Source organism: Streptomyces tendae (genome assembly GCF_014650435.1).
GTDB classification, from domain to species: Bacteria; Actinomycetota; Actinomycetes; order Streptomycetales; family Streptomycetaceae; genus Streptomyces; species Streptomyces tendae.
In genome coordinates this window covers 490,223-503,609 of sequence record NZ_BMUY01000003.1, presented here as the reverse complement: position 1 = coordinate 503,609, position 13,387 = coordinate 490,223, and the positions used below count along the sequence as shown (strand labels likewise).

Sequence of the window (13,387 nt, the reverse complement as noted above, 5' to 3'; positions counted from 1 at the left end):
GGCCCCCGGGACGGCGGTCATCCCTTGACGGCGCCCTGCATGATGCCGCCCACGATCTGCTTGCCGAAGATCGCGAACACCAGGAGCAGCGGCAGCGTGCCGAGCAGCGCGCCGGCCATGATCAGGGACTGGTCCGGCGTGTAGCCGCGGCCCAGTCCGGCGAGGGCGACCTGCACGGTCGGACTGCCGTTCTGCGTCAGCACCAGGAACGGCCACAGGAAGTCGTTCCAGGACTGCACGAACATCAGCATGCCGAGCACGGCCATCGCGGGCCGCGCCGCCGGGAACACCACGTGCCACACCACGCGCCAGCTGCTGGCGCCGTCGACGCGGGCGGCCTCGATGATCTCGTCGGGCAGTGCCTGGAGCAGGTACTGGCGCATGAAGAACACGCCGAACGCGTTCACCAGGGACGGCAGGATCACCGCCTGGAGCTGGTCGGACCAGTCCAGCTTCGCGACCATCATGTACAGCGGGATGATGCTGAGCTGCGGGGGCACCATCATCGTGCCGATGACGATCAGCATCAGCGCGCCCCGCCCGCGGAAGCGCAGCTTGGCGAAGGCGAAACCGGCGATCGTCGACAGGAAGACGATCGTGAGCGCCGAGGTGCCGGCCACGATGGTGGTGTTGAGGAACGCCTCGCCGAGGTTGGCGTCGTTCCAGGCGATCTCCAGCTTGTCGAACAGGTTGCCGCCGAACCAGAAGGGCGGCGGCGTCTGGGCGAGCCGCTGGTTGTCGCGCGAGGCGGCGATCGCCGTCCACACCAGGGGGAACAGCGAGCCGATGGTGAACAGGGCGAGGATGATGTAGGCGATCGGTCCGGCGTGCAGCGTGCCGCCCGCCCGCGCCGCCTTGGAACGTCGTCGGCCCCGCCGGGGCGGCTCGGGTGCCGCGTCGGCCGGGGGTTTCGTCATGGTCGTCGTCACGGCCGGTTCTCCTTAACTACTGGCGCGCAGCCGGCGCGAGATGACGGCGTTGAGGATCCCGATCACGATCAGGATCAGGAACATCGCCCAGGCGATCGCGGAGGCGCGGCCCAGGTGCTGGTTGACCCAGCCCTGCTCGTACAGGTACAGGCCGAGCGTCTGGAACTGGTGCTGGGAGCCGCCCGAGGCGCCCTTGTTGGCGTCGAAGAGCAGCGGCTCGCCGAAGACCTGCGAGGCGCCGATGGTCGACACGACGACCGTGAACAGGATCGTCGGGCGCAGCGAGGGCAGGGTGACGTGGATGAACTGCCGCCAGCGGTTGGCGCCGTCCAGTGCCGCCGACTCGTACAGGTCCTGCGGGATCGCCTGCATCGCGGCCAGGTAGATCAGCGCGTTGTAGCCGGTCCAGCGCCAGATGACGATCGTGGACACGGCGAACTTGGACGACCACGAGCCGTTCTGCCAGTCGATCTTGTCCAGGCCCACCATGTCGAGGACCCAGTTGATCATGCCGTAGTCGCGGCCGAAGAGCAGCACGAAGACCAGCGAGGCCGCGGCGATGGACGTCGCGTACGGCGCCAGCATCACGACCCGGTAGAAGGTCGAGGCACGCAGCTTGTAGTTGAGGATGTGCGCCAGGCCCATCGCCATCAGCAGCTGCGGCACCGTGGAGATGACGCCGATCCACAGCGTGTTCTTCGCGGCGTTCCAGAAGAACTCGTCGTCGAAGATCCGGGTGTAGTTGTCCAGGCCCGTCCACTTCATGTCGGTGGGCGCGGTCAGCTCCACCGTGTGCAGCGAGGCCCAGCCGGTGTAGATCAGCGGGAACAGGCCGAAGGCGAGGAACAGCAGGAAGAACGGCGAGACGAACGCGTACGGGCTCCAGCGCATGTCCCGCTGCCAGCGGCGGGAGAGCTTGGCCCGCTTTTTGCGGTCCGCCTCCGCGGACGCCCTGCCGCCGGGCGGGCGGCCCGGGGCCGCGCCCCCCTTGACGGGGGACGCGGCGGTGTCGTGCCGGGTGGTCATTCCGGTCACTTCTCCAGGTTGTTGTCGATGGTCTTCACGGCGTTGTCCCAGGCTTCCTTGGCGGACTTGCCCTGGGTGACGAGGATGACGCCGTTGTCGGTCAGACCCTGCTGGACGATCTGGTCCTTCGGGCCGATCACCTGGGTCGGGATCTCCTCGGCGGCCTTGGCGAAGGCCTTGCCGATCGGAGCGTCACCGGTCATCTCGTTCTTGCCGCCGGTCACCTCGGGCATCGTGTACGTCGAGGGGGCGCTCGGGAAGCTGGCCATCACGGAGAAGAGCTTTGCCTGCTGCTCGGGGGCCGTCAGCCAGGTGATCAGCTTCTGGGCCTCCTTCACGTGCTTGCCGCTCTTGGGCACGCCGAGGAAGGTGCCGCCCCAGTTGCCGGACTTCGGGGCCTGGGCCACGTCCCACTTGCCGGCGGACTCCGGGTTCGACTTCTCCTTGATGGTGCCGAGCATCCACGGCGGGCAGGCCACGGTGGCGAACAGGCTGTTGGCGACTGTCTGGTCCCAGGCCGGCTGGAACTGGGTCTGCGACTGGACCAGGCCCTTCTCGGCGGCGTCGGCGGTCAGGTCGAAGGCCGCCTTCACGGCCGGGTTGGTCTTGTAGATGACCTCGCCGGACGCGTCGTAGAACTTCTCCTTCTCACTGCTGAGGATGGCGTTGATCAGGCCGCCGGGGGAGTCCATGAAGTAGGTGTCCTTGCCGGCACCCTTCTTGTACTGCTCGCCGACCTCGACGAACTTCTTCCAGTCGCCGGCCCACAGCTTGGAGACCTCGTCGCGGTCCGTCGGCAGGCCCGCCTTCTCGAAGAGGTCCTTGCGGTAGCAGATGGCCATCGGGCCGATGTCCGTGCCGAGACCTATCGTGGCGCCGTCCTTGGTGGTGGCCTGCTGCCACTTCCAGTCCAGCCAGTTGTCCTTCTTGACGCCCTCGGCCTTGGACATGTCCTCGAACTTGTCCGCCTGGGTGGCGACGACCTCGGCGATGTTGCCGACCTCGATCGCCTGCACGTCCTGGAGACCGCTGTTGGTGGTGAGGTGGTTGACCAGAGCGGGGTAGTAGTTCTCGTTCCGCTCGGTGACGTTCTCCTCGATGTTGATGTCCGGGTTGAGCTTCTCGTACTCCTCGTAGAGTCCGGCCTGCTTGAAGCCCATCGTCCCGAAGAGGCCGAGGGTGATCGTGGTCTTGCCGCTGCTGTCGCCCGACGACGAGCTGTCCTCGTCGTTCCCGTCGTCGGCACAGCCGGCCAGCAGCCCGGCGCCCAGCGACGCGATGGCCGCCATGACCACCACCTTGCGGGCCGATCCTCTGCGTGCTGCTCGCATTGCGTCCTCCTGTTGCCCTGACGTGCCGACCCCCCGGCCAACTACATGGTTGGACCCGCTGCTTCATGTGTTTCGTTCGTCGCTGCGGCTCGGGCGGGGAACGTGCGGGATGTGTAAGTGCCAGGTAGTGTGGGAGCGCTCCCACAAGTGATGTGTTGAAGAGTCGTCGGTCCGGGCGGGGGTGTCAAGGGAACGGACGCGACGAATTGCGTTCAGTTATCGGCCTGTTAACTGGACATTGCGAGCGACGCCGAGACACTCCCGTACCGCGGGGGAGGGGCCGGAGTCGGTCATTACACCCGACCGGCCTGTTAAATTCCAGGCCAGCCGCAGAGTGCGGGGGTGACGACGGGAGGCGGAGCCGATGGCAAGCCACGGAGTGCGTGGTCGGAGCGGTGGCCGGCCCACCCTCGAAGAGGTGGCGGCCCGCGCGGGCGTCGGCCGCGGCACGGTCTCCCGCGTGATCAACGGCTCGCCGCGGGTCAGCGACGCGACCCGGGCGGCCGTCGAGGCGGCGGTCGCGGAACTCGGTTATGTCCCGAACACGGCGGCCCGTGCGCTGGCGGCCAACCGCACCGACGCGATCGCCCTCGTGGTGCCGGAGCCGGAGACGCGGTTCTTCGCGGAGCCGTACTTCTCGGACATGCTCAAGGGCGTCGGCTCGGAGCTGTCCGACACCGAGATGCAGCTCCTGCTGATATTCGCGGGCAGCGACCGGGAGCGGGAGCGGCTCGCCCAGTACCTCGCGGCGCACCGGGTGGACGGCGTCCTGCTGGTCTCGGTGCACGCCGACGACCCGCTGCCCGACCTGCTGACCCAGCTGGAGATTCCCGCGGTGATCAGCGGCCCGCGCTCGGCCGCGGAACCGCTGGCGTCCGTGGACTCGGACAACTACGGCGGCGCCCGGTCGGCCGTCGAGCACCTGCTGGGCCGGGGCCGCGGCCGTATCGCCCACATCACCGGCCACCTCGCCGTCTACGGCGCCCAGCGACGCGTCGACGGCTACCGCGACGCCCTGCGGGAGGCGGGCCACGAGGTGGACGAGGCGCTGATCGAGCCGGGCGACTTCACCGAGGACGGCGGGCGCCGCGCGATGGCGGAACTGCTGCGCCGCCACCCCGACATCGACGCGGTCTTCGCCGCCTCCGACGTCACCGCGGCGGGCGCCGGCCAGGTCCTGCGCGAGGCGGGCCGGCGCATCCCGGACGACGTGGCGCTGGTCGGCTACGACGACTCGGCCATCGCCCGCCACATGGAGCCGCCGCTCACCAGCGTGCGCCAGCCCATCGAGGAGATGGGCCGCGCGATGATCGACCTGCTGCTGACCGAGATCGCCGACCGCCGCCCGGCCGCCTCGCGGGGCCTGGAACGGCACCAGGTGGTACTGGCGACGGAGCTGGTGGAGCGCAGGTCGTCCTGAGGCCGTACGCGGGGCCGCGCGCCGGGTGTGCGCGGTCCCGGTCGGGCTCCCGTGCGCGCGTGGAGAGTGCTCTCACGCAATCAGCCGGTGACTCTCGCGAGAGCCACCGGCTGATTACTCAGGGTGAGTGACGGGACTTGAACCCGCGGCCACCTGGACCACAACCAGGTGCTCTACCAACTGAGCTACACCCACCAAGGCCGGTGCTCGAATCCCGCGTGGCGGGTTTCCCGACCGGCTGAGAAAAAGTGTACAGGGTCCGAAGGGGTGCTCGCGCCCGGCTTTCCGGACGCCGCCGCCCGGCGGGCCGTACCCCCTAACCGGCGGATACGACGTGCTTCGCGGCGATCGCCCTGGCCGTGTCGGAGTCGGGGCCGGGCTGCGGGACGAAGACCGCCTCCCGGTAGTAGCGCAGTTCGGCGATGGACTCGCGGATGTCGGCGAGCGCCCGGTGGTTGCCGTTCTTCTCGGGGCTGTTGAAGTACGCCCGCGGGTACCAGCGGCGGGCCAGCTCCTTGATCGAGGAGACGTCGACGATCCGGTAGTGGAGGTAGCCCTCCAGCGTCGCCATGTCCCGCAGCAGGAAGCCGCGGTCGGTGCCGACCGAGTTGCCGCACAGCGGGGCCTTGCCCGGCTCCTTCACGTGCTCCCGCACATAGGCCAGGACCTGGGCCTCGGCGTCCGCCAGGGTCGTGCCGCCGTCCAGCTCCGCGAGCAGCCCCGACGCGGTGTGCATCTCGCGCACCACCTCAGGCATCGTCTCCAGGGCCCGGTCCGGCGGGCGGATGACGATGTCGACGCCCTCGCCGAGGATGTTCAGCTCGGAGTCGGTGACGAGGGCGGCAACCTCGATGAGCGCGTCGTCGGACAGCGAGAGGCCGGTCATCTCGCAGTCGATCCACACCATGCGATCGTTCATGCGGGCCACTTTACGGTGGGCGCCTGTTTATTTGGTCCCCGGTGTCGGTGCGGGCGTCACGGGGGCTACCGCCCCCGAACCCCGCTTCGGCCCTGAACGGGCCTCGTCCTCAAACGCCGGACGGGCTGAGACAGCCCGTCCGGCGTTTCGAGTGTCACTTCATTTCACGGTGCCGCGCTGCGCTGGCCCGGGACGCCGGCCGCGCCCGCCGGCATCGGGGTGGCGGTGCGGCGGGTCTGGAACGGGACCGCGTTCTCCGGGGGGAGGGCGGTCGGCGGGTCGGACGGGGGCAGGGGTCGGGGGGCTCCCGCGGTGGCGGTGTCCGGGTCGGGCTGGCGGTCGCCCTGGGGGCGGCGGGCCCGGTAGGCCGCCCGGTAGGCGGCCGGGGACGAGCCCAGCTGGCGGCGGAAGTGGCCGCGCAGGGCGACCGGCGAGCGGAAGCCGCAGCGGCCCGCGACCTCGTCCACCGAGTAGTCCGACGTCTCCAGGAGCCGCTGCGCCTGGAGCACCCGTTGGGTGATCAGCCACTGCAGCGGGGCGCTGCCCGTCAGTGAGCGGAACCTGCGGTCGAAGGTGCGGCGGCTCATGTAGGCGCGCGCGGCCAGCGTCTCCACGTCGAACTGCTCGTGGAGGTGCTCCAGCGCCCAGGCGACGACCTCGGCGAGCGGGTCGGCGCCGATCTCCTCCGGTAAAGACCTGTCGAGGTAGCGCTCCTGGCCGCCGCTGCGGCGCGGGGGGACCACCAGTCGGCGGGCCAGCGCACCGGCCGCCTCGTTGCCGTGGTCCGTGCGCACGATGTGCAGGCACAGGTCGATCCCGGCCGCGGTGCCCGCGGACGTCAGCACGTCGCCGTCGTCCACGAAGAGTTCGCGCGGGTCGACGTGCACCGACGGATAGCGCTTGGCCAGCGTCGGCGCGTACATCCAGTGCGTGGTGGCGGGGCGGCCGTCCAGCAGGCCGGCCGCCGCGAGGACGAAGGCGCCCGTGCACAGTCCGACTATGCGGGCACCCTCCTCGTGCGCCCGGCGCAGTGCGTCGAGCGCCTCCTCGGGGGGCGGCGAGGTGATCGAACGCCAGGCCGGCACGACGACCGTGCCCGCGCGCGAGATCGCCTCCAGCCCCTGCGGCGCGGTGAGTTCCAGGCCGCCCGTGGTCCGCAGCGGGCCCTCCTCGCCGGCGCACACCAGCAACCGGTAACGCGGCACGCCGGCGTCCTGGCGGTCGATCCCGAACACCGACAGCGGTATGGAACTCTCGAAGATGGGGCCGCCGCTGAACAGCAGCACCGCGACGATCTCCTTGCGGCGTCGCCCGGAAAGCTTCCGGGCCGCGGCTTCCGGCGCGGCAGCGGAGTCGTGGCTCATACTGCTAAGCCCCCCTCGGTGGTCGCGGCGCCCTTCACCCTTCGGGTCTGTCGCTCCAACACGTTTCCCCTCGGTCCTGCACGAGTCCCCCGCCGTAGACGGTCAAGATCGAATCTACTGTGTCCCGCCGCGCCGAGGTGGCTGGTTCGGCACTTGGGACATTGTCGACATGGCAACTTGGCGTGAAGCAGTCGATCACGAAGCGTTGCACTCCGGGGCGCCCCTGGGAAGTGCGCCTTGTGTCAGTGGCCAATCCACGTAGGGTGCGAGGGGGTCCCGAGACCCTTTCCGTGCAGGTGGAACGGGGGTTTGGGGGTGGTGAGGGGTGCGGATGCGCCACCCGCGGAAGTTGGCTGAAAAGAAGCGGAACTGTGCGCGGAAACCGGTCAGTCGACCGGTGTGTTTTCCCCAGTGTGCCGCCCGCCCCTGTGAGCCTGCCGTCCACCCCTGCGAGCCCGCGGCCGGGCCGCGACACGCTCGGAACGCCGCAGCAGCAGCCGGCACACGCCGGTCACGGCGGCCAGCCCCAGGGCCGTGCCGGCGGCGCCCGCGAACGAGGCGCCGTACCAGAGGAGCGCGACGGGGACGAGGAAGCAGCTGAAAGCCGCCCAGCGGACGAGATCGGTGACGCCGTCCCGGTCGGACGGACCGGACGTCGGTTCGGCGCGGCGGTGCGGTCCTGGCACGGGTGCTCCCTGGGGTGGCGGCATGGAGATCAACGCCCGGACGGCGTGTCGGTCACGACCGGTCACGGACAGTTGAATCCTGTGCAAACCGCCTGTACAGAGCAGCAACCATTGCGTTACGGGCGCCCTCTCGGGCATGCTCCGGTGAATCCCGCGGGGAGCCTCCGCGGGATCTGGGCGAAGGAGGCGTGCCGCCGTACCCTTGGGGGTATGGGGTTGGGAAGACCATTCCCGGACACACACACCGGACACAGCTCCGCCGCACACTGTTGTCCCCCATAGAGGATAAAAACGCCGAGACAGCCATGGCCGGTCACGAATTCTTCGAACCCGCGGACCGCAAGCGGCCCGTCGCCGAACCTACGGCGGCCGAGCCCCTGGCGGCCGACGAGCCACGCCAGTCGTGCGACCCAGCCTTCAAGCACGGCGTCGTCGTCGGCTTCGACGGCTCCACCTCCAGCGAGCGCGCCCTCGCCTACGCCATCGGCATGGCCTCCAGGCTCGGTTCCGGCCTGGTCATCGTGCATGTCGCCAACCGGCTGCCCACCACGGTGTGGGCCGGCTGCGAACCCCCGGTCTTCGTCGACGTGCCCGACCACCGCACCGAGGTGCTCGGTCTGGAGCTGGCGTGTGCGGACTACCTCGCCGAGGTGTCCTGGATCCTGGTCGAGCGCGGCGGCGACATCTGCCACGAACTCGAGGAGGTGGGGCGGGAGTACGAGGCGGACGCCATCGTCGTCGGCTCCAGCCACGGCCTGGTCGGCCGCCTCTTCGGCTCCGTCGCCGGCCGGCTCGCCAAGCGGGCGAAGCGGCCCGTGGTGGTCATTCCCTGACGATCCACCCACGGGCCGCGAACGACTGGGCCGCGAACGGCCCGGCTGCTACTCCACCGTCACCGACTTGGCGAGGTTGCGGGGCTTGTCGATGTCCCGGCCCAGGGCCAGGGCCGTGTGGTACGCGAGGAGCTGGAGCGGGATGCCCATGAGGATCGGGTCCAGCTCGTCCTCGTTCTTCGGGACGACGATCGTGTGGTCGGCCTTCTCCTGCTCCTGGTGGGCCACGGCGAGGATCTGACCGCTGCGGGCCTTGATCTCCTCCAGGGCCGCGCGGTTCTTCTCCAGCAGGTCGTCGTCCGGCACGATCGCGACCGTCGGCAGGGCCGGCTCGATCAGGGCGAGCGGGCCGTGCTTCAGCTCGGAGGCCGGGTATGCCTCGGCGTGGATGTAGGAGACCTCCTTCAGCTTCAGGGAGGCCTCGCGGGCGACCGGGTAGCCCCGGACGCGGCCGATGAAGAGCATCGAGCGGGCGTCGGCGTACTGCGCGGCCAGCTTCTTGACGTCCTCCTCCTGCTTCAGCATCTCCTCGATCTGCGCGGGCAGCTTGCGCAGCCCCTCGATGATGCGCTTGCCGTCGCGGACGGAGAGGTCGCGGGTGCGGCCCAGGTGCAGGGCGAGCAGCGCGAAGGCGACGCAGGTGTTGGTGAAGCACTTGGTGGACACGACGCAGACCTCGGGGCCGGCGTGCACGTACATGCCGCCGTCGGCCTCGCGGGCGATCGCCGAGCCCACGACGTTGACGATGCCGAGGACCCGGGCGCCCTTGCGCTTCAGCTCCTGTACGGCGGCGAGCACGTCGTAGGTCTCGCCGGACTGGGAGACGGCGATGTACAGGGTGTCGGGGTCGACGACCGCGTTGCGGTAGCGGAACTCGGAGGCGGGCTCGGCGTCCGCGGGGATGCGGGCCAGCTCCTCGATCATCTGGGCGCCGATCTGGCCCGCGTGGTACGAGGTGCCGCAGCCCAGGATCTTCACGCGGCGCACGGCGCGCGCGTCGCGGGCGTCCAGGTTGAGGCCGCCGAGGTGCACGGTGGAGAAGCGGTCGTCGATCCGGCCGCGCAGCACGCGGTCCACGGCCTCGGCCTGCTCGTGGATCTCCTTGTGCATGTAGGTGTCGTGGCCGCCCATGTCGTAGGAGGCGGCCTCCCACTCCACGGTGGTGGGCTCCGACGTGGTGCGGGTGCCCTCGGTGGTGTAGGTGCGGAAGTCGTCGGCCTTGAGGGTGGCCATCTCGCCGTCGTCGAGCGTGACTATCTGCCGGGTGTGGGCGACCAGCGCGGCGATGTCCGAGGCGACGAACATCTCCTTCTCGCCGATGCCGAGGACGACCGGCGAGCCGTTGCGGGCGACGACGATGCGCTCGGGGAAGTCGGCGTGCATCACGGCGATGCCGTACGTGCCCTCGATGACCCGCAGGGTCTCGCGGACCTTGTCCTCCAGCTTGACGCCCTCGGAGCGGGCGATGAGGTGGACGAGGACCTCGGTGTCGGTCTCGGAGAGGAACTCGACGCCGTCCGCCTCCAGCTTGCGGCGCAGGTCGGCGGCGTTGTCGATGATGCCGTTGTGGACGACGGCGACCTTGTTGTCGGCCGACATGTGCGGGTGGGCGTTCACGTCGGAGGGGGCGCCGTGGGTGGCCCAGCGGGTGTGGGCGATGCCGGTGGTGCCCTTGAAGCGCGCCGGGACCTTGGCCTCCAGGTCGCGCACCCGGCCCTTGGCCTTGACCATCCTGAGGCCGGCTGCCTTAGGGGAGGTCACGACGATGCCCGCCGAGTCGTACCCGCGGTACTCCAGGCGCTGCAGGCCCTCCAGGAGCAGGGGCGCGACGTCACGCTTGCCGATGTATCCGACGATTCCGCACATGTATACGTAAACCTCGTGTCTTTCTTCGGCCTCTCGGCCGTGGCCGGCCTCTCAGCCGTAGACGATGCGGCGCAGCTGACGGAGCGACAGCTCCGGGGGTGCGACCGCCCGGTATTTCAGTTCCGCCTCGATCCGTTCGAAGATCGTCGCGTTCACCAGGCCCTGGGCCTGGAGCTCGCGGTGGCGGCGACGGACGTATTCCTCGGTCGTCTCGTCGAAGTAGGCGAGCACGTCCTGGACCACGCGCAGTGCCTCGCCCCGGCTCAGGGGGGTGGACCGCGTCAGATGATCAACGAGTTCGTCGTGCACCCGGTAGATCCTGGGGTACGGGAGTTCGCTGCGCAAGAATCCTGCCCGATTCCGGGCAGGTGACTGTTGAAACTCTCATGAGGGGCTGTTCGCGACCTGTCCATCTGGCGTCCGGGATCTCGTTGCCTGAGGAGACGAGTTTCAGACGCCATGGACATTCCTCGCATGGGCGTTCCCGAACCGCTGGCCGGCCGCATGAGCATGGCCGAGCAGCACGAGTACCTGCGCGCCAGGTTCTCGCGGCGCACGATGATCAGGGGCGGCGCGGTCACGCTGGGCGCCGTCGCGGGCGGCGCGTTCGTGCCGGGCGCCACCGCGCGGGCCGCCACCCCGAACCGGCGGCCCGGCGGGACCGACACGGTCGACGGCGCCCTGGTCGCCCCCTTCGGCCGCCACCTCGCCTACGGCAACGACCCGCGCACCGAGATGACCGTCTCCTGGCAGGTGCCGGTCGCCGTGAACAAGCCGTTCATCCGCGTCGGCACCCACCCCTGGGACCTCTCCCACAGGATCGACGCCGAGCCGCGCCCGCTGCACACCCCGGCCGGCGTCGGTGCGAGCGGCGACCACACGCAGTACTACCTGCACGCCAGGCTGACCCGCCTCAAGCCCGGCCGCACCTACTACTACGGGGTCGGCCACGCCGGCTTCGACCCGGCCGAGCCCCACCTCGCGGGCACCCTCGGCACCTTCACCACCGCGCCCGCGCGCTCCGAGCCGTTCACCTTCACCGCCTTCGGCGACCAGGGCGTCAGCTACCACGGCCTCGCCAACGACGCCCTGATCCTCGCCCAGAACCCGGCCTTCCACCTGCACGCCGGCGACATCGCCTACGGCGACCCGGCCGGACAGGGCAAGACCTCCGACACCGGCTTCGACTCGCGGGTGTGGGACCAGTTCCTGTACCAGACCGAGTCGGTCGCCAAGCAGGTCCCGTGGATGGTGGCGTACGGCAACCACGACATGGAGGCCTGGTACTCGCCCAACGGCTACGGCGGCGAACGGGCCCGCTGGGAGCTGCCCGACAACGGCCCCGACGCCGACCACCTCCCCGGCGTCTACTCCTTCGTGCACGGCAACACCGCCGTCATCTCCCTCGACGCCAACGACATCTCCTTCGAGATCCCCGCCAACCTGGGCATCTCCGGCGGCACCCAGACCCGCTGGCTGGAGCGGCAGCTGAAGAAGTACCGGGCCGACCGGGACATCGACTTCGTCGTCGTCTTCTTCCACCACTGCGCCTACTGCACCTCCACCGCGCACGCCTCCGAGGGCGGTGTCCGCGACGAGTGGGTGCCGCTGTTCGAGAAGTACACCGTCGACCTGGTGATCAACGGGCACAACCACGTCTACGAGCGCACCGACGTCATCAAGGGCGGCGAGGTCGCCAAGGAGCTGCCGATCGGCGGCACCGCCCACCCCGAGACCGACGGCGTCGTCTACGTCACGGCGGGCGCGGCCGGCAAGAGCCTGTACGCGTTCAGCGCCGAGCAGAGCTACCAGGGTCACGAGAAGGACGTCGAGTCGGTGTCCTCCTTCGTGTGCGTCGACGGCGGGCGGCAGAGCGAGGACGTCGCCTGGTCCCGCGTCCGCTATCTCGACTACTCCTTCCTGCGCGTGGACGTGACGCCCGCATCCCGGGGCCGGCTGGCGACCCTGAAGGTGCGGGGCATCGCGGAGACGGGGGAGACGGTCGACCACTTCACGGTGGCGCGCCGGGCCCGGTAGGACGGCCGCTCACATCCTTTTCAGCACCGCCTGCTTCGCCAGGGTGAACTCCTCGTCCGTCAGCACCCCGGAGCGGTGCAGTTCGCCCAGCTCCCGCAGCCGGCGCAGCAGCGCGTCGTGGTCGTCCTCGGCGGCCGGTGCGGGGGCGGGCGCGGGTGCGGAGGGCTCGTCGGCCGCGCGGGCCTCCTCCAGGGCCGCGCGGGCGGCCGGGTGCAGGAGGCGGGCCTGTACGGCCGCGGCCACCAGGGCCATCAGCGGGTCCCGCTTGAAGCCCCACAGCTCCACCGCGTTGGGGTCGTACTTCGGCGGCACCTTGCCCGGCGCCGCCCGCACGGTGAAGCGCAGGTGGCCGTTCTCCAGGCCGACCGACGGCTGCCACTCCACCGCGACGATGTCCGCGAGGGGCAGGGTGCGCGGACCGGCGGCCGACTTGGCGTCCTCCGCCTGCCACTTCCACTCCAGGCGCACCTGCTCGCCGTCGAAGTGCGCGATGCCGTCCCCGGCCGACACCGACAGCGGCACCGAGGGACCCGGCAGCAGGTAGGCGTCCACCGGGCCGGACGGGACCTGGTCGAGGAGCAGCGCGTTGCGCACCTCGTCCACGAAGTACTCGGCCACCCCGTACCGTGCGGACTCCACGAGGAGCTGGTACGGGTCGTGCGGCTCGGTCAGCCGGCCGCCCGCCGCGTGCAGCAACGGGTCGGCGCCGTCCCGCAGCCGCAGCCTGAGCCGCCCCGACTTCTTCCCCTGCTCGAACGATATGCCCGCCAACGCCGCGAGGGGTACGAGCAGTTCACCCAGTTCCCTGCGGAGCAGACTGACGTTCTTGTCCCGCCCGGGTGTCAACCGCAGGGCGTCGCCGTCGAAGACCCAGGTGCCGTCCTTCTGGATGATTTCCGCCATGCGGGGATTGTTTCATCGCTCCCGTGGGCGGTGATGGTGCGGGAGAGTGGTCCACACCCGTCCTCAACCCCCG

12 protein-coding genes and 1 tRNA gene are annotated in these 13,387 nt (G+C 70.1%); 3 read left to right on the top strand and 10 right to left on the bottom strand.

The window, feature by feature from the left end; genetic code table 11:
* Positions 1 to 17: 17 nt before the first annotated feature.
* From IE258_RS10910 to IE258_RS10900, 3 genes are read right to left on the bottom strand one after another with little or no spacing between them, the layout of a single operon-like run.
* The gene (locus IE258_RS10910) at positions 18 to 929 is read right to left on the bottom strand and encodes a carbohydrate ABC transporter permease (RefSeq protein WP_189742152.1); all 912 of its coding nucleotides are present in this window, start codon (positions 927 to 929) and stop codon (positions 18 to 20) included.
* Positions 930 to 941: 12 nt separating this feature from the next.
* On the bottom strand, positions 942 to 1,955 hold the full coding sequence (locus tag IE258_RS10905; RefSeq protein ID WP_189742657.1) for a carbohydrate ABC transporter permease: 1,014 nt from the start codon (positions 1,953 to 1,955) through the stop codon (positions 942 to 944).
* Between the two features lie 5 nt (positions 1,956 to 1,960).
* Positions 1,961 to 3,286, bottom strand: a complete 1,326-nt coding sequence (locus IE258_RS10900) for an ABC transporter substrate-binding protein (protein WP_189742149.1) — start codon at positions 3,284 to 3,286, stop codon at positions 1,961 to 1,963.
* A 364-nt stretch (positions 3,287 to 3,650) separates the two neighbouring features.
* On the opposite strand from IE258_RS10900, the gene IE258_RS10895 reads away from it, so the two are divergent.
* A complete protein-coding gene (locus IE258_RS10895; protein ID WP_159327795.1) occupies positions 3,651 to 4,706 on the top strand; it encodes a LacI family DNA-binding transcriptional regulator in 1,056 nt (351 codons plus the stop codon).
* 122 nt (positions 4,707 to 4,828) lie between these two features.
* On the opposite strand, the gene IE258_RS10890 is transcribed toward IE258_RS10895, so the two are convergent.
* The 4 genes from IE258_RS10890 to IE258_RS10875 form a co-directional block, all read right to left on the bottom strand.
* Positions 4,829 to 4,901: transfer RNA gene (locus IE258_RS10890), tRNA-His, on the bottom strand.
* A gap of 121 nt (positions 4,902 to 5,022) precedes the next feature.
* A complete protein-coding gene (gene orn / locus IE258_RS10885; protein WP_059300531.1) occupies positions 5,023 to 5,625 on the bottom strand; it encodes an oligoribonuclease in 603 nt (200 codons plus the stop codon).
* A 164-nt stretch (positions 5,626 to 5,789) separates the two neighbouring features.
* Positions 5,790 to 6,989 carry a helix-turn-helix domain-containing protein gene (locus IE258_RS10880; protein ID WP_159327802.1) on the bottom strand — a complete coding sequence of 400 codons (1,200 nt, stop codon included), beginning with the start codon at positions 6,987 to 6,989 and terminating at the stop codon, positions 5,790 to 5,792.
* A 386-nt stretch (positions 6,990 to 7,375) separates the two neighbouring features.
* Positions 7,376 to 7,675, bottom strand: coding sequence for a hypothetical protein (locus IE258_RS10875; RefSeq protein WP_164458098.1), 300 nt, complete (start codon positions 7,673 to 7,675; stop codon positions 7,376 to 7,378).
* Between the two features lie 305 nt (positions 7,676 to 7,980).
* Between IE258_RS10875 and IE258_RS10870 the strand changes: the two genes are divergently transcribed.
* A complete protein-coding gene (locus IE258_RS10870) occupies positions 7,981 to 8,508 on the top strand; it encodes a universal stress protein (RefSeq protein WP_127893007.1) in 528 nt (175 codons plus the stop codon).
* Positions 8,509 to 8,556: 48 nt separating this feature from the next.
* On the opposite strand, the gene glmS is transcribed toward IE258_RS10870, so the two are convergent.
* Positions 8,557 to 10,374 (bottom strand): glutamine--fructose-6-phosphate transaminase (isomerizing), encoded by a 1,818-nt coding sequence (gene glmS / locus IE258_RS10865; RefSeq protein ID WP_159327803.1) that lies wholly within the window; start codon positions 10,372 to 10,374, stop codon positions 8,557 to 8,559.
* Between the two features lie 51 nt (positions 10,375 to 10,425).
* On the bottom strand, positions 10,426 to 10,683 hold the full coding sequence (locus IE258_RS10860) for a hypothetical protein (RefSeq protein ID WP_003976012.1): 258 nt from the start codon (positions 10,681 to 10,683) through the stop codon (positions 10,426 to 10,428).
* A 165-nt stretch (positions 10,684 to 10,848) separates the two neighbouring features.
* Between IE258_RS10860 and IE258_RS10855 the strand changes: the two genes are divergently transcribed.
* Positions 10,849 to 12,411 (top strand): purple acid phosphatase family protein, encoded by a 1,563-nt coding sequence (locus IE258_RS10855; RefSeq protein ID WP_189742146.1) that lies wholly within the window; start codon positions 10,849 to 10,851, stop codon positions 12,409 to 12,411.
* Between the two features lie 9 nt (positions 12,412 to 12,420).
* Here the strand turns inward: IE258_RS10855 and IE258_RS10850 are convergent, their stop codons facing one another.
* Positions 12,421 to 13,314, bottom strand: coding sequence for a DUF4429 domain-containing protein (locus tag IE258_RS10850; protein WP_189742144.1), 894 nt, complete (start codon positions 13,312 to 13,314; stop codon positions 12,421 to 12,423).
* Positions 13,315 to 13,387: the final 73 nt, after the last annotated feature.